Consider the following 20,395-nt stretch of genomic DNA (forward strand, 5'->3'; position numbering starts at 1 on the left):
TCCCATGAAGCATTCGAAGACCCTGCTCAAGACCCTGGCGCTCAGCGCCGCACTGGCCGGCGCCGCCGGCGCCTTCTCCCAGACACCCGCCGCCGTCCAGGTGCGCGACGCCTGGGTGCGCCAATCGGTGCCCGGCCAGAGCGGGACCGGCGCTTTCATGAAGCTCACCGCGCCGGCCGGCGCGCGGCTGGTCGGCGTCTCGACGCCCGCGGCCGGTGTCGCGGAAGTCCACGAAATGAAGATGGATGGCGACACGATGCGCATGCGCGCGGTGCCGGGCCTCGATCTGCCGGCCGGCAAGACCGTCGAGCTCAAGCCCGGCGGCTACCACCTGATGCTGATGGACCTGAAGCAGCCGCTGGCCAAGGGCGCCAGCGTGCCCGTGACGCTGCGCTTCGAGGACGCCAAGGGCCAGTCGAGCACGCTGGAACTCAAGCTGCCGGTGGGCGCGCCGGCCGGTGGCGCGGCGGCGCCGGCGCACAACCACAAGCACTGAGCTTTGGCGCATACCCGCGCGACAAAAGCGCATGCCCTTGGAGTAAGCTGCCCGGACAAGAACCACTCTCCAGGAGACCTCCCCATGAGCGACGCGAGCAAGCCTTTCGCCTTCAGCCAGTTCGTCCCGGGCTTCGACTTCCTGCAGAGCCTCGCAGGCGGTGCAGCGGGCAGCGCGAGCACGGTGCCCGGCATGCCGAGCCTGTCGAATTGGGTGGCGCCGACCTTGAGCGTCGAGGAGGTCGACAAGCGCATCCAGGAACTCAAGACCGTGCAGTACTGGCTGGAGCAGAACGGCCATGCGCTCAAGGCCACCATCCAGGCGCTGGAGGTGCAGAAGATGACGCTCTCTACGCTGCGCGGCATGAACGTGCGCATGGAAGATCTGGCCAACGCCTTCACGCGCCAGGCCACGGCGCCGGCCGCCGCAGCGCCGGCCCCGCCGCCTGCGCCGGAGCCGGCTGATGAACCCGAGGACGAACCCGAAGACGTCGAAGCCGAGGCGCCGGTCGCTGCGGCGAAGCGCAACGGACCCGGCAAGACATCGGCGACTGGCGCGGCCGCGTCGGACGCCGCGGGCGGCGTGGTCGATCCGCTGCAGTGGTGGGGCGCGCTCACGCAGCAGTTCCAGCAGATCGCCAGCTCGGCCTTGCAGGACGCGTCCCAGCTGAAAATGCCGGATATGGCCAAGCCGCTCGCCGATGCGGTCGACGAGGCGATGGGCACCGCATCGGGCAAGAAGCCGGCACGAAAGACGGCCGCGGCCGCCACGAAGAAGAAGGTGCCGGCTGCGACCGGCGCGGCCAGAAAAACCACGGCGCCGGCGCGCAAGCGAGCGCGCGGACGCTGAACTCCACCACTCAACCCCGCCAGAGAGCCGAGTCCATGAAGCTGTTTCCCTCCGGGCACGCCACCCATCCGCAATGGCGCATGGCGGCCGGGCTCGTGCTGGCCCAATTGCGGGCGCAGATGGCGCTGCCCGACTACGCACGTTCGCCCACGCTGGGCCTGCTCTACATCACCGACCACTACGCGGAGGATGCGCAGGAAATCCTCGACCATCTCGGGGCCGAGCTGCCCGAGATCACAGATTGGTCGGGCACCGTGGGCATCGGCGTCTCGGCCAACAACGCCGAGTACTTCGACGAACCGGCACTCAGCGTGATGCTGTGCCAGCTGCCTAGCGACCAGTACCGCGTGTTCTCGGGCGTGGCGCCGCTCGCCGGCACCGAGATGAGCGGCTTCGCGGCGCACACGGCGCTGGTGCATGCCGACCCGGCCACGCCCGAACTCGCCGAGCTGATCGCCGAGATGGCGGGCCGTACCGACACCGGCTACCTGTTCGGTGGCCTTTCCTCCGGCCGCGCCGGCTCGCTGCAGTTCGCCATCGGCGGCAACGGCAACATCCGCGGCCACGGCGCCGCGGGCGGCGTGTTCTCGGGCGGACTCTCCGGCGTGGTGTTCGGCGAAGGCGTGCGCGTGGTGTCCCGCGTCACCCAGGGCTGCCAGCCGGTGTCGCGCGAGCGCGTGATCACCGAGGCCGACGGCAACCTGCTGCTGAAGCTCGATGGCGAACCTGCGCTCGACGTGCTGCTGGCCGAGCTCGGCGTTTCGCTGGAAGCGCCGCAGGAGGCGATCGATGCCGTGCGCGCCACGCTGGTCGGCCTGGTCGATGCGGGCAGCGACAGCATCCGCCGCACCGGCGATCTCGGCAACGATGTGCTGGTGCGCCACATCATCGGCCTCGACCCCACGCGTCGCGGCGTCGCGATCGCCGACACGGCCGAAGCCGGCATGCGCATGACCTTCTGCCGCCGCAACGCGCAGGCCGCGCGCGCCGACCTGATGCGGGTGTGCGCCGAGGTCCGCGAAGAACTCGAACCGCAGGAGCAGACGCTCGCCACCGCGCGCGCCGTCGCGGCCGGCGAAGCCGAGGCCGCGCCCCATCCGGCGCGCCGCATCGCCGGTGCGGTGTACGTCAGCTGCTCGGGCCGTGGCGGCCCGCATTTCGGTGCGCCCGGGGCCGAGCTGCAGATCGTGCGCCATGCGCTCGGCGACGTGCCGCTGGTCGGCTTCTTCGCCGCCGGCGAGATCGCGCGCCATCATCTCTACGGCTACACGGGCGTGCTCACCGTGTTCGCCGCCGACGACTGAACGGCCGGACTCAGGCGGCGGAGCGCAGAAAGCGTTCGGCCAGCAAAACCCAGTAGGCCGAGCCGATGGCGATGTTGTCGTCGTTGAAGTCGTAGCCCGGGTTGTGCACCATGCACGCGCCGTGGCTGTCGCCCTCGCCGTTGCCGATCAGCAGGTAGCTGCCGGGCACGCGCTCGAGCATGAAGGCGAAGTCCTCGCTGCCGGGCAGCGCGGGGCCCTGCAGCGTGACCCGATCGGCGCCGAGCAGCTCGAGCGCCACTTCGCGCGCAAACGCGGTTTCCTCGGGCGTGTTGACCAGCACCGCATAGCCGGGCCGCCAGTCGATCTGCGCCTCGACGCCGAAGCTCTGGGCCTGCGCCGCGACGAGCGCCTTGATGCGCTCTTCGAGCCTGCTGCGCACTTCGCGGTCGAGCGCGCGCACGCTGATCTCCAGCACCGCGCTCTGCGGAATCACATTGTTGGCCTTGCCGGCATGGATGGCTCCGACCGTGACCACGGCCATCTGCAGCGGGTCGATGTTGCGCGACACCACGGTCTGCAGCGCCATCACGATGCTGGCCGCTGCCACGATGGGATCGGCCGCCCGGTGCGGCATGGCGCCGTGGCCGCCGATGCCGGCGAGCGTGACGGTGGCGTAGTCCGACGAGGCCATCGCCGGGCCTTCGCGCAGCGCCAGCCTGCCTTGCGGCAAGCCGGGCATGTTGTGCATCGCAAAGATCGCATCGCATGGGTACTTGTCGAAGAGGCCATCCTCCATCATCCGCAGCGCGCCGCCGCCGCCCTCCTCGGCCGGCTGGAAAATCAGGTTCAGCGTGCCTTCGAAGCGCCCGCGCTCGGCCAGATGGTGCGCGGCCGCCAGCAGCATCGCCGTGTGGCCGTCATGGCCGCAGGCGTGCATCACGCCGGCATGGCTGCTCGCGTAGGCCAGGCCGGTGGCTTCGTCGATCGGTAAGGCATCCATGTCGGCGCGCAGGCCGAGGCGCCGCGCTCCCTTGCCGCGCACCAGCCGGCCCACCACGCCGGTGCCGCCGAGGCCGCGCTCGACCTCGTAGCCCCAGCCTGCCAGCTTCGCCGCGACCAGCGCCGAGGTGCGGTGCTCGTCGAAGGCCATTTCGGGATGCTGGTGGATGTCGCGCCTGAGGCCGATGAATTCGCCGGCCTGCGCATGCAGTTGTTCGAGGAGTGTGCTCACTAAGTAACCTCCGTGCTCTGCACTGTGATGCGAGCCCCTTCGGGCGGCCGGGCGGGGCTCATGAGGCCAGCATACTGCGGCTGCAGCTTGATCGACTTCGCGATGCTGCGGTAGCGCGCCGTTTCGGCCCCGAAGAACTTCGCCGATTCGGCCAGCGACATCGGCGCCGAAGCCAGCTGCGTCTGCGCCGCGCGCTGGGAGCGCACGGCCGGGCGATTGAAGGATCAGGCTTGCGCGAATGCGAAGTCGACTTCGGGCTTCAGGCCGCTTACGATGCGCGCGATCGATTTGCCCGAGCCGCAGGCGTGCGTCCAGCCCAGCGTGCCGTGTCCGGTGTTGAGGAACAGGTTGGGCAGCTTCGTCTTGCCGATCAGCGGCACGTTGCTCGGCGTGGCCGGACGCAGTCCGGTCCAGAACTGGGCCTGGCTGCTGTCGCCGGCGCCCGGGAACAGTTCTTCGACGCGCCGCACGATGGCCTCGCAGCGCACCCGGTTCAGGTCGCGGTCGTAGCCGTTGAGTTCGGCCGTTCCCGCGATGCGCAGGCGGTCGCCGCTGGCCGAGGTGTAGCGCGAGAACACCAGCTTGTATTCATCATCGGTGAGGGAGACCTGGTGCGCCTTCGAGGCGTCCTTGACCGGCAGCGTGACCGAGTAGCCCTTGGCCGGATAGATCGGCAGCCGGATGCCCAGCGGCGCAGCATAGAGCGGGCTCAGCGAGCCCATCGCCAGCACGAAGGCATCGCCGCGGATGCGCTGGAAGCGGCCTTCGTCGTCGGTCGCTTCCACGTGGTCGATGCTGCCACCGGTTTCGCGCAGCGCGGTCACGGTATGGCTCATCAGGAAGTTCACGCCGGCGGCGGCCGCCAGGGCGACCAGCTCGCGCGCGAAGCGGTTGGCATCGCCCGATTCGTCTTGGGCCGTATAGGTGGCGCCGGCCAGCTGCGGCCGGATGTGGGCCAGGGCAGGTTCGATCTTCACTGCCTCGTCGGCCGAGATCACCTGCCGCTCGCAGCCCAGTGCGCGCATCTGTTCGGCCGGCTTCAGCGCGCCGTCGAACTCCTTCTGCGTCGTATAGAAGTGCAGGATGCCTTGCGTGCGCTGGTCATAGCTGAGGCCGGTAGCGCGGCGCAACTGCTGCAGCGTGTCGCGGCTGTAGGTGCCCAGGCGCACGATCTGCTCGATGTTGTGGCGCGTGCGCGCCGGCGTGCATTCGCGCAGGAACTGCAGGCCCCAGAGCCACTGGCGCATGTCGGCGCGGATGCGAAAGAGCAGCGGCGCATCTTCCTTGCCGAGCCATTGCAGCACCTTCAGCGGCGCGCTCGGGTTTGCCCAGGGTTCGGCATGGCTGACCGAGATCTGGCCACCGTTGGCGAAGCTGGTTTCGGCAGCCGGTGTGGCCTGCCGGTCGATCACGGTCACTTCGTGGCCGAGTTGCTGGAGGTAGTAAGCCGAGGTCACGCCGAGCAAGCCGGCGCCGAGAACGATCACGCGCATTTCATGAACCCTTGAGGTGCAGCGCTTGAACGCGGAGAAACGGGAGCTCGAAAAGAAAGCAACCGGACCATGCGTCCAAGTTGCCGCTCCCCCTGTCCTCGGTACCTGAGAGATTCACCCGCTGCGCCCGCAGCAGGTTTGCTCCTTCGGTGCATCACATGGCGTGATGGCTCTCCAGACGGCTTTGACAGTTGATGCAGTACAGGCTCATCGCGTGAGCCGACCTGAGCGTTTATGGGAGTTTGCGCCTTCGGTGGAGCCGCTTCAAGCGGCCCGCTCTCCTGCAGTGCCGCGATTGTAGGCGCGGACGTCGGCCCGCGGCTACGGATTCCTGAAGGCGAACTCGAACTCGGGCCTGAGGCCGCTCACGATCCGGGCGATCGACTTGCCGGCGCCGCAGGCGTTGATCCACCCGCGCGCACCCGGCGCGACGTTGAGGAACAGGTTGAACAAGCGGGTCTTGCCGATCATCGGCAGGCCGTCACGGCTGACGGCGTGCACGGCCGTCTGGAGGGATGCATGCGCCGTGTCGGCCGCGCCGGGCAACAGCGACTCGATGCGGTGCAGGATGGCGTCGACGCGGTCCGAATCGGGTTCGTTCTCCTCGTCGAGGCTGGCGCGCACGGTGGAGGAGACCCGCAGGCAGTCGCCACCGGTCGTTTCGATGCGCCGTATGCGCAGCTTGCCCTGCCGGTCGCGCAGCGCGACGCGCGGTGCGCGGCTCGCGTCCTTGAGAGGGATCGTGACGATGTATTCGCGCAGGAAGCGAAAGGGCATGGCGATCTTCAGCCTTTCGGCGTGCATCGCGCTGGAAATGCCGAGTGCGAGCACATAGGCCTGGCCGCGCAAGACGGTGGGCTGGCCATTGGCATCGAGCAGTTCGACGTGCTCGATGCGCCCTGCGCGTTCCTTCAGCGAAATTACCGTGTGCTGGGTGAGGAAGCGCACGCCGGCCGCGCGGCACAGGAACACCATGCTGGCCGCGAACTGGGCCGGATCGCGCGTCGCCGGATCGTCGAGCGAGTAGGCCGCACCGGCGAGCTCACCGCGAAGGGCTTGCAGGGCCGGTTCGATGTGCAGCGCCTCTTCGGCCGAGACAAGGCGCTCTTCGCAGCCCAGCGCATGCCAATGAGAGGCGCGCGCCAGCCGGGCGTTGAAGGCGTCGGCATCGGTGTAGAAGCTCAGCAGGCCGGCGTTGCGCTGGCCCGGGGGCACGCCGGCTTCGTCGCGCAGCGAACGCACGATGCCGCGGCTGTAGGCGCCCAGCCGGACAAGGTGCTCGATCGGCTTTGATTTGGGCGCCTCGCCGATGACGCGATCGAGCAGCTTTGCGAAGCGTCGCCGCAGGCTCACGTAGCTCACGTACAGCCCCAACCATTTCGCGCGGGCGGCACGGCGAGCGGCGGACTGCCGAAGGAGCTGGGCGGCCGCGGCCGTGACGGCCGTTTCGACGCGCCCGCGCGCCTTGGCCGCCGGCGTGGCGTGCCTGTCGATCACGATCACTTCGTGGCCCAGCTGTTGAAGGTAATAGGCCGATGTCACGCCGAGCAAGCCGGCGCCGAGTACAACCACGCGCATGTCCGGATCCTTTTGGGATGGCATGAACGGCGGGCTGGTCGCTCACCGTGCGGAGCCGCCTTAACCCGGGGTTCAGATGCCGCTCCCCCTGTCCTCGATACCTGAGAGATTCATCCGCTGCGACCTGCAACGGACTTGCTCCTTCGGTGCATCACCTGGCGTGATGACTCTCCAGACGGCGATTGATGAAGTGAGCAGTGACCGAACCGATACGAGGTTCACCTGAGCGTTCATGGGAGTTTGCGCCAACGGTGGGATGTCGATGCATCCGCTTTTCTGCGGTAGAATTTTAGCTTAGGAACCGGTTTCTTACCCTTTCATGCGCGGCGCAGCCGGGTGAACAGCTCGAACTCCCAGTTGCGCATGCCCAACAGCAGCGTGTAGCCCTCGCGCTCCTTGGGTGAGAGCTTCTGGTCGGTCTGGTGCTGCTGGGCGAAATCCTGGGCCACGCGCTGCAGCCGGTCCAGAAAGGCTGGCGCCAGCGAGCGGCTGATCGAGCCGTGAACCAGCAGCAGGCCTTCGGCCGGCCCGTCGAAACCGCCGCGGTAGTAGTCGAGCACCACGTTCTCGCGAAAGAAGTCCATCACCGGTCCGTGCGGGCGCCAGCGGAAAGTCTTGGCGAGTTTCAGGCGGTAGCGATTCAGCGGCCGGAGCTCGATGATGCCGATGCGGTCGAGCTGCGCGAGGTAACCGATGCATTCGGCCTCGCTGATGCGGTAGGCGGTCACGATCTGCTCCAGCGTCCATTGGCTCAGGACGCAAATGGCCAGCAGCAGCAGCTTCTTGTCCTTGACCACGGCCTTTTCCTGCTCGAGCGTCAGTTCCTTGAGCAGCGGCTGCGCGTCGGCCACGCGGCGCGCGAGCTCGGCGAAGTCGATCTTCAGCGCACGGCAGATCGCATCGACCCGCGTGAGCGGCATGTCGCCCTTGGCGAGCATGCGCTTGACGCTGGATTCGGCCATGTCGAGCGACTTGGCGAGGTCCGCATAGGTCATGCGCGCGGTCTTGAGCTCGTTCTTCAGAGCCTGCACGAGATCGACGGTGGTGCTCATGGGTCGGGTATTGCCTTTCGATACCGAGGGGCGTGGAAAAGTACTCCGTATCGATTCTCGATGCTCCCGAAGCGGTTGACAACCTACATTCCGCCGCACACACATCACCCGGAGCCCGCCATGCCTCTGCCTTCTCTGACCCGCCGCGAATGGGGCCTCTTGTCCTTTTTCGCCTTGCTCCTGCTGCTCGCGATCGCCGGTCCCGCACTGCCGGCGTTTGGGCTGGGCGGCGCGCCTTTTGCCGACGACCGAGGCTGGCACGGCGTGCCCTACGCGATGGACGTGCTGAGCAACCTGCCGTTCGCGGTGATCGGCGTCTGGGGGCTGCGCTGGCTGCATTGGCTCGAACGGGCGCACGAGGACGCGCAGGACGACGCGCCGCTGCCCCAGGCCATGTCCCAGCCGCCGGTCAACACACTCGACTGCGCCTGGATGTTCTTTGCCGGCCTGATCCTCACCGCCGCCGGCTCGGCCTTCTACCACCTGCAGCCCGACGGTCTGCGGCTGGCGGCGGACCGCGCCGGCATGGCGGTGGCCTTCGCCGGCCTGATCGGCTGTGCCGTCTGCGAGCGGGTCAGCGCCCGTGCCGGCTGGCCGGTGGCCTGGTTCACGCTGGCCGGCGGGCTGCTGGCCGTGGCCGTCCACCAGGTGAGCGGCAACCTGCTGCCGTGGGCGCTGGTCCAGTTCGGCGGCATGGCGCTGGTGCTCGCGCTGGCCCTTGCCAGGCCGCTCGCCGGCGCAGTCGGCCTCAGGCTCGGCTGGGTGATCTTCTTCTACGCGCTGGCCAAGCTGTTCGAGCTGTCGGACCATGCCGTCTACGAAGCGACGCATCAACTGATGTCGGGCCACAGCCTCAAGCACCTGGTGGCGGCGCTGGCGGCGCTGCCGGTGCTGCATGCGCTGCAGTCCATGGGGCGGCAGGCGCTGCGGCACAATCCGGGCGCGGCCGCGGTGACGGCCTGAGGAACCCGCCAGGGAATTCGCATGACAGCACCGGTCGACGTCTCCATTGCCATCGCGCCCGAAGCGCATACGCACGCCAATCAGTTCGCCTTGCTCGGGCAGCGGAGGTTCGCCCCCTTCTTCTGGACCCAGTTCGCAGGCGCGGCGAACGACAACCTGTTCAAGTTCGCATTCACCGTGATGGTGACCTACCAGCTGCAGCTGAGCTGGATGCCTCCGACCATGGCAGGCCTCGCGATCGGCGCACTCTTCATCCTGCCCTTCCTGCTGTTCTCGGCGACGGCGGGGCAGCTTACCGACAAGTACGACAAGACGAAGATGATCCGCTTCGTCAAGAACCTCGAGATCGCGATCATGGCGGTGGCGGCCTGGGGCTTCATGCGGCCCGATGCCGTGGTGCTGCTGGGCTGCGTGTTCCTGATGGGGCTGCACTCCACGCTGTTCGGTCCGGTCAAGTTCGCCTACCTGCCGCAGGTGCTCGACGCGCGGGAGCTCACCGGCGGCAACGGCATGGTCGAGATGGGGACCTTCGTCGCCATTTTGCTGGGACAGGTGGCCGGCGGCCTTCTCGTTGCATTGCCGCAAGTCGGCCACACCACGGTGGCGGTGGCTTGCGTGCTGCTGGCGCTGGCGGGGCGCGCCGCGGCGCAGGCGATTCCGCCCGCGCCGGCCACCGATCCGGGCTTGGTGATCAACTGGAACCCGTTCAGCGAGACCTGGCGCAATCTCAAGCTGGCCCACGGCAACCTGGTCGTGTTCCGTTCGCTCCTGGGCATCTCGTGGATGTGGTTCTTCGGCGCCGTGTTCCTGAGCCAGTTTCCGAGCTTCGCGAAAGAGGTGCTGCACGGCAACGAGCAGGTCGCCTCGCTGCTCCTGGTGGTGTTCTCGGTCGGCATCGGCATCGGCTCGCTGCTGTGCGAAACCCTGAGCCGCCGCCAGGTGGAGATCGGCCTGGTGCCGCTGGGCGCGATCGGCATGAGCGTGTTCGCGATCGATCTCTACTTCGCCTCGCGCGCGCTGCCGAATGCGACTGAGATGGGGCTGGGTGCCTTCACGGCCCAGTCCGCGCATTGGCGCGTGATGGCCGATCTCGGCCTGCTGTCGCTCTTCGCCGGGCTCTACAGCGTGCCGATGTATGCGCTGATCCAGCTGCGCAGCCAGCCCACGCACCGGGCACGGATCATCGCGGCCAACAACATCCTCAATGCGCTGTTCATGATCGGCAGCGCGGTCATTGCCGGCGCGCTGCTCAAGGCCGGCTTCACGATCCCGCAGATCTTCTTGTTCACCGGCATCGCCAATGCGGTGGTGGCCTGCTACATCTTCCTGCTGGTGCCGGAGTACCTGCTGCGCTTCGTGGCCTGGGTGCTGTCGCGCATCGTCTATCGCTTCGACGTCGAGGGCGAGCAGCACATTCCGGCCGAAGGTGCGGCCGTGCTGGTCTGCAACCACGTGAGCTTCATCGATGCGGTGCTGCTGATGGCCGCGAGCCCGCGGCCGATCCGCTTCATCATGGACCACCGCATCTTCCGCGTGCCGGTGCTCGGGTGGCTGTTCAGGCTCGCCAAGGCCATTCCGATCGCGCCGCAGAAGGAAGATCCGGCAGCCTACGAGGAAGCCTTTGCCCGCGCGGTGCAGGTGCTGCGCGAGGGCGACCTGCTCGCCATCTTTCCGGAGGGCGCCATCACGCGCGATGGCAGCCTGCAGCCCTTCAAGGGCGGCGTGATGAAGATCCTGGAGGCTGCACGCGCCGAAGGCATCGATGTGCCGGTGATCCCGATGGCGCTGACCAACCTCTGGGGCTCGTACTTCAGCCGCATCGAGGTGCGCGAGGGCGCAAACGTGGCGATGGTGCGTCCGTTTCGGCGCGGTCTATTCAGCCGGGTGGGACTCCGTGTCGGCAGCGCGATGGCGCATGCGGATGTGCAGCCCGAGGCTTTGCAGCGGCGTGTGAGCAGGCTGCTGGAAAGCCATCCGAGCTGATGCTGTTTCTGCCCGACGGCTTCTGGTACTCGATCACCTGGTTCGGTGACAGCGGCTTCCTGCTGCCCGTCGCGGCCTGGATTGCCGTGTGGCTGGGCGTGCGGACGGTCACGCGGCCGATCGCATGGCGCTGGCTCGCGCTGTTCGGCGCAGGCGGCGCCATGGTGGCCGCTTCGAAGATCGCCTTCATGGGCTGGGGCATCGGCAGCGCCATGCTCAACTTCACCGGCATCAGCGGGCACACCATGCTCTCGGCCAGCGTCTGGCCGGTTGCGTTCTGGCTGACCGCCTCGCACTGGGAGCCGCGCGTGCGCGTCTCCGCCGCCACGCTCGGCTGGGTCTTCGCCGGGTTCATCGGCCTGTCGAGGCTGGCGATCTATGCCCACTCGAAGTCGGAAGTGGCGGCCGGGTTCGCGCTGGGCGCGGCCGTCAGCGCGCTTTTCCTGTGGCAGCAACAGCACCGGCCGCCGCCGCGGCTTCATTGGATCCTGCTGCTGATCAGCATCCTCTCGCCGGTGCTCTTCCTGCGCCCCGGCACGCCGGCACCCACGCACGACGCACTCGGGGTCATCGCCGTGCGGCTGGCCGGCACCGAACGGCCGTTCACGCGCGAGGACCTGCTGCGCCGCCGAGTGCGTCAAGGTATCGATTAAAGATACCGGCGGCGCCACGGGTCGCCACTGGTGCAGTAATTTGCGCCTCGCCGAGGGCGCGCGAATCATCATTCGCGCACCTTCACTACGCCGCGAGGCATTCATGCAACCCTTCTCTTCCACCGTTTCCGTCCAACGCGACACCCGCGCCTGGCAAGTCCAGGTCTGGATCTCCTTCGGGATGGCCGTGTTCCTCTGCGCCACCGGGCTCGGCTGGCTGCCGGGGCAGGCGCTGGACCGCGCGTTCATGGTGATGGGCTACGTGTTCTGCCTCTCGGCCGCCTTCGTGCTGGCGAAGTTCGTGCGCGACAACCAGAGCGGCGCGACCGCCGGTGCCGGCGACACGCCGATGTGGAAGCTGGTCGTCTGGGGCGGCTTCTTCACTGCGATGGGCCTGACAGGCTGGGGCCTGCTGCGGATGGAGATCAGCGAGACCTACAAGGCCTTTCTGGGCGTGAGCTGGCTGTTCCTGATCAGTTCGGCCTTCACGCTCGCCAAGACCCTGCGCGACCGCCACGAAGCCGATCTTGCCGAGGCACGCCTGCAAGGGCGCCGCGAAGCCCGCGCAGAAGCCGGCCGAAGCGAATGAATTGCCACGTCCACCTCATCTTCGAAAGCACATCATGAAGAAGTCCTTCGTCACGGTTCTGATGGCGGCTTGCGCTGCGATGGCAGGCGTTGCAGCGCCGCTCCACGCCCATGCGCAAAGCGAAGCCTCGGCCGCGCTCTCGATGCTGCCGCTGGCCTCGGTCGTCGGCGTCGCCTCGGTGGCCGGCAGCGCGGCGAGCGCGGCGGTGGCCTTGCCCGCGGCGCTGTCGGTGGGCGGCTCGGTGCTCACGGTGGTGGCGGTCGAGGCATCGGTCGACGGCACTGTCTACCTGCTCGAACGCGCCTCCGACGGCGCCCGGGCCAGCATCAAGGTGCTGGGCCGCGCGGCGCACGGTGCGTCGGTCGTGGCCGGCACGGCGGTCACGGTCAGCGTGATCGGCACCGGCATCGTGCTCTCGGTGGCCGGCGACGTGCTGGCCTTCGTGCCCAACGCGGTCGGCCGTGCGCTGCTCTACAACGAGAGGCTGTCATGAGGCGCACGCCCACCAACTTCGGCACCTACGAGATCGAGTACCGGGCCCGGCTTTCGCGGCCGCGCCGAATGCTCCGGGCCATTCTTCAGTTGCTTGGGGCGGCGGCGGCCGTGGTGCTGGCAGGACTCTTTCTGTTCCCGCTCAACGCCCATGCCGGGCGCTCCTGCGAAGAGCGCAGGCCCGATGTCGCATCGATCGTCAAAGGCATGCAGCTGGCAGAGCGCACTGCACAGGCGCTCGACGCCAGCGCCGCGCGGGTCGTGTTGCTGGCGCGCGCCGGGCAGGATCTGAGCAAGTATGGGCTGCGCTATTCGCACATGGGCCTGGCCTACAAGACCGACGCGGGAAGCTGGCGCGTGGTCCACAAGCTCAATCAATGCAGCACCGCCGTGGCAGCCGTCTACAGGCAAGGGCTGGGTGAGTTTTTCCTCGACGATCCCTGGCGCTACGAAGCTGCCTGGGCGGTGCCGGCGCCGGCTGTGCAGGCGCAGCTGCTGGCGGTGCTCAACGAATCGCCCTCGCGCATCACCCGGCTCCATGCGGCGCCCTATAGCATCGTGAGCTACGCCTGGGGCCACAAGTACCAGCAATCGAACCAGTGGGCGATCGAGACGCTGGCGGCGGCGATGGAGCCCGGCACCATCCGCACCCGCGAGCAGGCACAGGCCTGGCTGCAGTTCAAGGGCTACGAACCCGGCGTGCTGAAGCTCGGGCCGCTTACGCGCCTGGGCGGCCGGGTGGGCTCGGCCAACGTGGCCTTCGACGACCATCCCAACGACAAGCGCTTCTCCGATCGGATCGAAACGGTGACGGTCGACTCGGTGTTCGCCTGGCTGCCGCGAGTCGGGCTGGGCGCGGCACCGGTGGTGCTGCGCCTATGAGCCCGGCAAGCGGCACCCTGGTATCGCGCCGCACCCTGCTCGCCGCCGCGCTGATGGGGGCCGGCCTGCTGCTGCGCTCGCCCACGGAGGTCCATAGCGGAACGCTGCACCTCGTCGAAAACGTGACGCGGCTCTACACGGTGGAAGTCGAACGTGTGGCGACCCCGCGTTCGCGCGAAGCAGTTCGCGATGCGATTGTCAGTTGGCCCGGGCTGATCGCTGTTGGCGGCGGACGTTACTCCATGGGCGGCCAGGTTGCGGTTGCAGGCGGCCTGCACATCGACATGCGTGAAATGAATCGGCTGGTCTGGCTACGCCCCGAGACGAAGACGGTGCGTGTGGAGGCCGGCATGCGCTGGCGCGATCTGCAGGATCACATCGACGCACATCAACTCTCGGTGCAGACCATGCAGAGCTATGCCAACTTCACCGTCGGCGGCTCCGTGTCGGTGAACGCGCATGGCCGATATGTTGGCCATGGGCCCGTCGGGCACTCTGTGCGAGCGCTGCAGCTGGTGCTGGCCGGTGGCGAGATCGTCGAAGTCGATCGTCGGAGGCGTCCTGAGCTTTTTCGCGCGGCCATCGGAGGTTACGGCGCCGTCGGCGTGATCACGGAGGTGGAGCTTGCGCTGGACGACAACGTGCGGATCGAACGAACGGTCGAGGTGGTGGCGTTGCGGGACTATCCGGCCTGGTTCGAGCGAGAGGTGCGGATCGCAAACGGATGCCTCCTGCACAACGCCGACTTGGCCCCGCCTTACTTCGACGAGGCGTCGGCCGTGAGCTGGCGCCGCTCGGACAAGCCACTGACGGTGGCCGCACGACTGGTTCCGCGCAATCGGAGCTACCGGCTGGAACAGGGCATGGCGTGGGCCGTGACCGAGCTGCCGAGCGGCGATGCTTTGCAACGCAAATACGTGCGACCGATGTTGTTCGATAGACCGGAGGTGGTCTGGCTGAACTACGAAGCGAGCCTCGACCTTCGTTCGCTGGAACCAGCTAGCCGGCGCGCATCCACCTACGTGCTGCAGGAATACTTCATTCCGACGCAGCACTTTCTCGTCTTTGCAACGGAGATGGCGCGGATCATCCGAAAGCACCAGGCGAAAGTGCTCAACGTGTCGATCCGGCATTCGCCGATCGACGAGGTGTCGATGTTGCCCTGGGCGCGCGAGGAAGTGTTTTCATTCGTCGTGTACTACAAGCAACGCACTGACTCCCAGGCTTTGGAAGATGCCGGCCGCTGGACCCGCGAGATGACCGACGCTGCGTTGAAGTGCGGCGGCACCTACTACCTGCCCTATCAGCTGCATGCGACCCGGGCGCAATTTGCTGCCGCCTATCCTCAGGCTGATGCGTTCCGGACCGTGAAGCGCGCGGCAGACCCTCGAGGACGCCTCAGCAATGCGCTGTGGCAGCGATACCTTTGAATCGAACAGGAGCTATTGAGATGAGCAAGTCCTTGCGTTTGTCCGAAAAGTGGTTTCGCCGCGGCCTCTGGGTGGTGGCGCTGGTGTTCGCGAGCTTTTTGATCGGGCTGGGCAGCACGATCGTCGGCGATCTGCCGCAGGTCGAGCGCACGCTGACCCTCGACGATTTCATCGACAAGGCGGCGGCCGAGCCGCTTCGCGCCACGGTTCGCAACGCGCAGCGCACCGAGCAGGAGTCGACACGCGAACGCGAGCAGGCCGAGCTCGCGCTCGTGACCGCCCAGCAGACAAGCCGGGCGGCGCGCGAGACCTTCGGCAACTGGCTCGCGACGCGGCGGGCCACCGCGCAGCCCGACCAGGACACCGAACTGATCGCGCGCACCAAGGCGCTCGACACACTGAAGGCCAAGGAAGACGAAGCCCAGAGGGCCGTTGGCGCGCAGCGCCAGATCGCGCTCGATGCGCGCCAGGCACGCCAGAGCGCACAGCAGAAGCTCGCGCCGCTGGAAGATGAAGCGCGCAAGAAGCTCGAGGCGGAAAACCGCCGCGTCGAACTGCGCGTGTTCGGCTACCGGCTCGCGCTCACCTTGCCGCTGCTCCTGATCGCCGGCTGGCTCTTCGTGAAGAAGCGCAAGAGCACCTACTGGCCTTTCGTGTGGGGCTTCATCTTCTTCGCGCTCTTCGCCTTCTTCGTGGAGCTCGTGCCCTATTTGCCGAGCTATGGCGGCTATGTGCGCTATGTGGTCGGTATCGTGGTGACCGCGCTCGTGGGGCGCTACGCCATCATCGCCCTCAACCGCTATCTCGCGCGCCAGAAGCTGGCTGAGGCGCAGCCCGACACGGTGCGCCGCAACGAGCTGAGCTACGACACCGCGCTGGCGCGGCTCGCCAAGAGCGTGTGCCCGGGCTGCGAACGGCCGGTGGACCTGAAGAACACCGAGATCGATTTCTGCCCGCACTGCGGCATCGGCCTGTTCGACCACTGCCGCGCCTGCGAAGCGCGCAAGAGCGCCTTCTCGCGCTTCTGCCACGCCTGCGGGACGGGCGCGGCCGCCGCGGCACCGCAGGGTATTCCGCCTCAGGTCCAGCCTGCGTCCACCACGTAGTCCTGCGCGGTGCACATCTTCGAATCGTCTGCCGCGAGAAAGAGCGCCATGCTGGCGATGTCCTCGGCCATCACGCGGCCCGGCAGGCACTGGGCGGCATCGATCTGGGCCTCGGATTCGGGCTTGACCCAGAGCTTCAACTGGCGCTCGGTCATCACCCAGCCCGGCACGATCGAGTTGACGCGGATGTTGGCCTTGCCGAGGTCGCGCGCCAGCGAGCGGGTGAGGCCGCGCGCGGCCGCCTTGCAGGCCTGGTAGACCGGGTAGCCGGCGCCCTTGATCATCCAGCTGATCGAGCCGAAGTTGATGATCGACCCGCCGCCCTGCGCGCGCATGTCCTCGGCCACGGCCTGCGCGGCGAAGAACTGGTGCTTGAAGTTGATCGCCACCAGGGCGTCGAAGTCCTCGCTCGTGACGTCGGCCATCTCGTGACGGCGGTCGTTGGCCGCATTGTTGAGCAGCACGCGGATGGGCCCGAAGCGCGCGCGCACCGCGGCAATCGCCGCGCGGAGCGCCTCGACGTCGGTCACGTCGCACTCGTGGAACAGCACCTCGTTGTCGCCCTGCAGCTGAGCGGCGAGCGCGCGGCCGGCGGCGGCATCGATATCGCAGAAGCCAACATGCGCGCCCTGCGCATGGAAGGCGCGCACCAGGCTTTCGCCGATGCCGGTGGCGCCGCCGGAGATGAACACGCTGCGGCCGGCGAGCGATGGATAACGCGCCGAGGCGGAGGAAGTCGATGCCGTCATGAGGAGGGTCCGTGCAGGAAGAAGGGGCGGGTTGCGATTCTCCACGCCAACGATGGTGCGTGTCACCCGGGTGGCCGAGAATGCCGCGTTCGCAACAACGATCGAAGGCACGCACTCCCATGAACGACAACGACGAACTGGTGCATCTTGCGGCGGGCGCATTGCATCTGGTGCTGGCGCCGGCGGTCGGCGGCTCGGTGGCAGCTCTGTACGACGAGCGGGACGGCCGGCGCTTCGACTGGCTGCGGCCGGCAACGGCGGGCGCATTAGCCGTGCGCGATCCTTTCTCCATGGCCAGCTTCCCGCTCCTGCCTTGGTGCAACCGCCTTCGCAACGGCCGTGCGCACGTCGGTGGGCGCGACATCGCCATTGCGCCGGGGCATCCGGCGCGGCCTTCGGGCCGGCATCCGCTCCACGGCATCGGCTGGCTGCGGCCCTGGCAGGTGGCACAGGCCTCGCCGACCGGCGCCGAGCTGGTGCTGAGTGTGGACGCCGATGACCAGTGGCCCTGGCGCTTCGAGGCCTCGCAGCGGTTCGAGCTCGATGCGACGGGGCTTCGTTGCACCATCACCCTCCACAACCGCGACACGGCGCCGATGCCGGCCGGCATCGGCCACCATCCCTATTTCATTCATCACGCAAGCACCAGGCTGTCGGCGGACACCGCTGCCATGTGGCGGGGCGACGCAGAGGTGATGCCGGTCGCGCTCGAGCCGACCTCCGAAGTGGCCCTGCTGCGCGAAGGCGTCGAACTGGCCGAGCTCGATCTGGACAACAACTTCACGGGCTGGCAACACGAGGCGCGCATCGAATGGCCGGCGGCTTCGCGCGCGCTGGTGATGGCGGCCGAGGCGCCGCTCGACTTCTTCGTCCTGTATTGCCCGCGCGGTGCGGATCACTTCTGCGCCGAGCCGGTGAGCCAGTGCACCGATGCCTTCAACCTGTGGGATCGCCACGGGCCCGGCGACGTGGGCGGCACAGTGCTCGCACCCGGTGCCTCGCTCTCGGGGCGCTGGTCGCTTCTGCCGCAGGGATGAGCTGGCACGCTCGACGTTGCCGCCCATCAGGGCGCCCGACGCCGCCGACTAGGGCCTGTTAACGCTATTTGCGGGGTCGCGAAGGCCTGCCAGGGCGGGCCAATCAAGGCGCGCGACGCCGTGCGTGCGTCGGCACGCACAAGGAGCGCAACGCCGAGTGGCGCGCCCTGGCAGGCCTTCCCTTCGGGTTGCCCAGCCAAGGGGCCGTCTGCGGCGTTGCCCGCGCTTGCAAGGCGTGAGCCTTGCTGCGCGCGGGCGCCTTGCATCCAGCCCCTTGGCTGGGCAACGCGATCCCCGCAAATAGCGTTAACAGGCCCTAGACGCCGCGGGCCCGGTCGGCACTGAACTGCGCGCGGAACTGCGTGAAGGTGCCGGCATCGAGCGCCGCGCGGATCTCGCGCATCAGGTTCAGGTAGTAGTGCAGGTTGTGGATGGTCGTGAGCATCGGGCCCAGCATCTCGCCGCAGCGGTCGAGGTGATGCAGGTAGGCACGGCTGAAACCGTCGCGGCCGCCTTCGTTCCACGGCACACCCGATGCGCCGGCGCAGGCGTGGCAGGTGCAGCTCGCGTCGATGGGCTGCGGGTCGCTCTTGTGGCGCGCGTTGCGCATCTTCAGGTCGCCGAAGCGCGTGAACAGCGTGCCGTTGCGTGCATTGCGCGTCGGCATCACGCAGTCGAACATGTCGACGCCTTGCGCCACGCCTTCGACCAGGTCTTCCGGCGTGCCCACGCCCATCAGGTAGCGCGGCTTGTGCGCCGGCAGCCGGTGCGGCGTGTGCGCCATGATGCGCAGCATCTCGTCCTTGGGCTCGCCCACGCTGACGCCGCCGATTGCGTAGCCGGGGAAGTCGATCTCGACCAGCTGGGCCAGCGACTCTTCGCGCAGCTTCTCGAACATGCCGCCCTGCACGATGCCGAAGAGCGCGTTGGGGTTCTCGAGCCGCGCGAACTCCGCCTGGCAGCGGCGCGCCCAGCGCAGGCTGAGCTCCATCGAGCTGCGCGCCTCGGCCTCGGTCGTGACATGGCCCTGGGTGTCGTAGGGCGTGCACTCGTCGAACTGCATGACGATGTCGCTGTTGAGGATGGTCTGGATCTGCATCGAGACCTCGGGCGTGAGGAAGAGCTTGTCACCGTTGACCGGCGACGCGAACTTCACGCCTTCCTCGCTGATCTTGCGCATCGCGCCCAGCGACCAGACCTGGAAGCCGCCCGAGTCGGTGAGGATGGGCTTGTCCCACTTCTCGAACTGGTGCAGACCGCCGAAGCTCGCCATCACGTCCAGGCCGGGGCGCATCCAGAGGTGGAAGGTGTTGCCGAGGATGATCTGCGCGCCCATCTCCTCGAGGCTGCGCGGCATCACGCCCTTGACGGTGCCGTAGGTGCCCACGGGCATGAAGATGGGCGTCTGCACCACGCCATGGTTCAGCGTGAGCGTGCCGCGGCGCGCGTGGCTCGCGGGGTCGGTGGCGAGAAGTTCGAAGTTCAGCATGTTTGTCTCGAAAGGAGCATCGCGTCGCCGTAGCTGAAGAAGCGGTAGCGTTCGCGGATCGCGTGGGCGTAGAGCGCCATCACGCGCTCGTAGCCTGCGAAGGCGCTCACCAGCATCATGAGCGTGCTCTTGGGCAGATGGAAGTTGGTGACCAGCAGGTCGACATGTTCGAAGGCGAAGCCGGGCGTGATGAAGATGCGCGTATCGCCTGCCGCTTCGCCGCTCTTGGCCCACGATTCGAGCGTGCGCACGGTGGTCGTGCCGACGGCGACGATGCGCCCGCCCCGCGCCTTGGCGTCGGCGATGGCGCGTTGGGTGGCTGCAGGCACCTCGTAGCGCTCGGCATGCATCGTGTGCTCGGCGATGTTCTCGGTCTTCACCGGCTGGAAGGTGCCGGCGCCGACGTGCAGCGTGACGTTGGCGCGCTGCACACCGCGCGCTTCGAGCTCGGCCAGCAGGCCTTCGTCGAAGTGCAGCGCCGCGGTAGGCGCAGCGACCGCGCCCGGCACGCGCGCGAACACGGTCTGGTAGCGGCGCTCGTCGTCCTGCGAGTCGGCATGTTCGATGTAGGGCGGCAGCGGCACGTGGCCGCAGCGGGCCATCAACGCATACGGGTCTTCGCCGGCGGCACTCTCGAAGCGGAAGCGGAACAGGGCGCCGTTCTCGTCGGGCCAGCGGCCGAGCAGCGTCGCCTGGAACTCGCCGGCCATCGCCAGCGTGGTGCCGACCGGCGGCTTCTTGCTGACCTTCATGTGCGCGACGACTTCGTTGGCTTGCAGCACGCGCTCCACCAGCAGTTCGAGCTTGCCGCCGGTGGGCTTTTCGCCGAAGAGGCGCGCCTTGACGACGCGCGTGTCGTTGAAGACCAGCAGGTCGCCAGCGCGCAGCCGTGCGGGCAGGTCCTTGAAGATGCGGTCGATCGGTGGATCGACTGTGCCGTCGAGCAGTCGCGAGGCGCTGCGTTCGGCGGCGGGGTGCTGGGCCACCAGTTCGGGCGGCAGGTCGAAATCGAAATCGGAGAGCGTGAAGGCGCGCATGGTGCTTGAGGGCCGGACGGG

The 20,395-nt window shown here is 67.9% G+C and carries 20 protein-coding genes and 3 riboswitches; of the genes, 12 read left to right on the plus strand and 8 right to left on the minus strand.

From position 1 onward, the window contains the following. Positions 1 to 4: 4 nt before the first annotated feature. From EJI01_RS16050 to EJI01_RS16060, 3 genes are all read left to right on the plus strand, one after another. Positions 5 to 496, plus strand: a complete 492-nt coding sequence (locus tag EJI01_RS16050) for a copper chaperone PCu(A)C (RefSeq protein WP_126838142.1) — start codon at positions 5 to 7, stop codon at positions 494 to 496. Positions 497 to 580: 84 nt separating this feature from the next. Beyond that, the gene (locus EJI01_RS16055) at positions 581 to 1,345 is read left to right on the plus strand and encodes a PhaM family polyhydroxyalkanoate granule multifunctional regulatory protein (RefSeq protein WP_126838143.1); all 765 of its coding nucleotides are present in this window, start codon (positions 581 to 583) and stop codon (positions 1,343 to 1,345) included. Positions 1,346 to 1,380: 35 nt separating this feature from the next. Further along, complete coding sequence (locus tag EJI01_RS16060; RefSeq protein ID WP_126838144.1) at positions 1,381 to 2,649, plus strand: FIST N-terminal domain-containing protein; 1,269 nt, start codon at positions 1,381 to 1,383, stop codon at positions 2,647 to 2,649. A 10-nt stretch (positions 2,650 to 2,659) separates the two neighbouring features. Here the strand turns inward: EJI01_RS16060 and EJI01_RS16065 are convergent, their stop codons facing one another. From EJI01_RS16065 to EJI01_RS16085, 5 genes are all read right to left on the minus strand, one after another. Further along, positions 2,660 to 3,841 (minus strand): M20 aminoacylase family protein, encoded by a 1,182-nt coding sequence (locus EJI01_RS16065; RefSeq protein WP_126838145.1) that lies wholly within the window; start codon positions 3,839 to 3,841, stop codon positions 2,660 to 2,662. Next, entirely contained in the window at positions 3,841 to 4,047 is a 207-nt protein-coding gene (locus EJI01_RS29315) for a hypothetical protein (RefSeq protein ID WP_260602480.1), read from the minus strand. Before EJI01_RS29315 ends, EJI01_RS16065 begins: the two co-directional genes overlap by 1 nt. Before the next feature lie 18 nt (positions 4,048 to 4,065). After that, the gene (locus EJI01_RS16075; RefSeq protein ID WP_126838146.1) at positions 4,066 to 5,334 is read right to left on the minus strand and encodes a D-amino acid dehydrogenase; all 1,269 of its coding nucleotides are present in this window, start codon (positions 5,332 to 5,334) and stop codon (positions 4,066 to 4,068) included. A gap of 82 nt (positions 5,335 to 5,416) precedes the next feature. Continuing rightward, a riboswitch (glycine riboswitch) is annotated at positions 5,417 to 5,522 on the minus strand. 4 nt (positions 5,523 to 5,526) lie between these two features. Beyond that, positions 5,527 to 5,628, minus strand: a riboswitch (glycine riboswitch). 27 nt (positions 5,629 to 5,655) lie between these two features. Next, the gene (locus EJI01_RS16080) at positions 5,656 to 6,912 is read right to left on the minus strand and encodes an FAD-dependent oxidoreductase (protein WP_185878937.1); all 1,257 of its coding nucleotides are present in this window, start codon (positions 6,910 to 6,912) and stop codon (positions 5,656 to 5,658) included. A gap of 78 nt (positions 6,913 to 6,990) precedes the next feature. Then, a riboswitch (glycine riboswitch) is annotated at positions 6,991 to 7,097 on the minus strand. A gap of 132 nt (positions 7,098 to 7,229) precedes the next feature. Further along, the gene (locus EJI01_RS16085; protein WP_093105224.1) at positions 7,230 to 7,964 is read right to left on the minus strand and encodes a helix-turn-helix domain-containing protein; all 735 of its coding nucleotides are present in this window, start codon (positions 7,962 to 7,964) and stop codon (positions 7,230 to 7,232) included. Positions 7,965 to 8,084: 120 nt separating this feature from the next. Between EJI01_RS16085 and EJI01_RS16090 the strand changes: the two genes are divergently transcribed. The 8 genes from EJI01_RS16090 (at position 8,085) to EJI01_RS16125 (ending at position 16,062) form a co-directional block, all read left to right on the plus strand. After that, entirely contained in the window at positions 8,085 to 8,927 is an 843-nt protein-coding gene (locus EJI01_RS16090) for a hypothetical protein (RefSeq protein WP_126838148.1), read from the plus strand. Positions 8,928 to 8,948: 21 nt separating this feature from the next. After that, positions 8,949 to 10,910 (plus strand): MFS transporter, encoded by a 1,962-nt coding sequence (locus EJI01_RS16095; RefSeq protein WP_126838149.1) that lies wholly within the window; start codon positions 8,949 to 8,951, stop codon positions 10,908 to 10,910. Continuing rightward, a complete protein-coding gene (locus tag EJI01_RS16100; RefSeq protein WP_126838150.1) occupies positions 10,910 to 11,563 on the plus strand; it encodes a phosphatase PAP2 family protein in 654 nt (217 codons plus the stop codon). Before EJI01_RS16095 ends, EJI01_RS16100 begins: the two co-directional genes overlap by 1 nt. A gap of 103 nt (positions 11,564 to 11,666) precedes the next feature. Then, positions 11,667 to 12,152, plus strand: coding sequence for a YiaA/YiaB family inner membrane protein (locus tag EJI01_RS16105; RefSeq protein ID WP_126838151.1), 486 nt, complete (start codon positions 11,667 to 11,669; stop codon positions 12,150 to 12,152). 34 nt (positions 12,153 to 12,186) lie between these two features. Continuing rightward, positions 12,187 to 12,645, plus strand: coding sequence for a hypothetical protein (locus tag EJI01_RS16110; protein WP_126838152.1), 459 nt, complete (start codon positions 12,187 to 12,189; stop codon positions 12,643 to 12,645). Between the two features lie 68 nt (positions 12,646 to 12,713). Next, a complete protein-coding gene (locus EJI01_RS16115) occupies positions 12,714 to 13,526 on the plus strand; it encodes a DUF2145 domain-containing protein (protein WP_126838217.1) in 813 nt (270 codons plus the stop codon). Then, positions 13,523 to 14,956 carry an FAD-binding oxidoreductase gene (locus EJI01_RS16120; protein WP_260602481.1) on the plus strand — a complete coding sequence of 478 codons (1,434 nt, stop codon included), beginning with the start codon at positions 13,523 to 13,525 and terminating at the stop codon, positions 14,954 to 14,956. The genes EJI01_RS16115 and EJI01_RS16120 overlap by 4 nt, the downstream gene beginning before the upstream one ends. A gap of 20 nt (positions 14,957 to 14,976) precedes the next feature. Beyond that, entirely contained in the window at positions 14,977 to 16,062 is a 1,086-nt protein-coding gene (locus EJI01_RS16125; RefSeq protein WP_126838153.1) for a zinc ribbon domain-containing protein, read from the plus strand. Here the strand turns inward: EJI01_RS16125 and EJI01_RS16130 are convergent. Further along, a complete protein-coding gene (locus tag EJI01_RS16130; RefSeq protein ID WP_126838154.1) occupies positions 16,035 to 16,811 on the minus strand; it encodes an SDR family NAD(P)-dependent oxidoreductase in 777 nt (258 codons plus the stop codon). The two genes, EJI01_RS16125 and EJI01_RS16130, sit on opposite strands and share 28 nt — an antisense overlap. 119 nt (positions 16,812 to 16,930) lie before the next feature. Between EJI01_RS16130 and EJI01_RS16135 the strand changes: the two genes are divergently transcribed. Further along, positions 16,931 to 17,848 carry an aldose 1-epimerase gene (locus EJI01_RS16135; protein ID WP_126838155.1) on the plus strand — a complete coding sequence of 306 codons (918 nt, stop codon included), beginning with the start codon at positions 16,931 to 16,933 and terminating at the stop codon, positions 17,846 to 17,848. 316 nt (positions 17,849 to 18,164) lie between these two features. Here the strand turns inward: EJI01_RS16135 and tgt are convergent, their stop codons facing one another. After that, on the minus strand, positions 18,165 to 19,337 hold the full coding sequence (gene tgt, locus EJI01_RS16140) for a tRNA guanosine(34) transglycosylase Tgt (protein ID WP_126838156.1): 1,173 nt from the start codon (positions 19,335 to 19,337) through the stop codon (positions 18,165 to 18,167). After that, complete coding sequence (gene queA, locus EJI01_RS16145) at positions 19,331 to 20,374, minus strand: tRNA preQ1(34) S-adenosylmethionine ribosyltransferase-isomerase QueA (RefSeq protein WP_126838157.1); 1,044 nt, start codon at positions 20,372 to 20,374, stop codon at positions 19,331 to 19,333. The genes tgt and queA overlap by 7 nt, the downstream gene beginning before the upstream one ends. Positions 20,375 to 20,395 lie beyond the last annotated feature (21 nt).

The organism is Variovorax sp. MHTC-1 (assembly GCF_003984645.1).
Taxonomy (GTDB): Bacteria; Pseudomonadota; Gammaproteobacteria; order Burkholderiales; family Burkholderiaceae_C; genus Variovorax.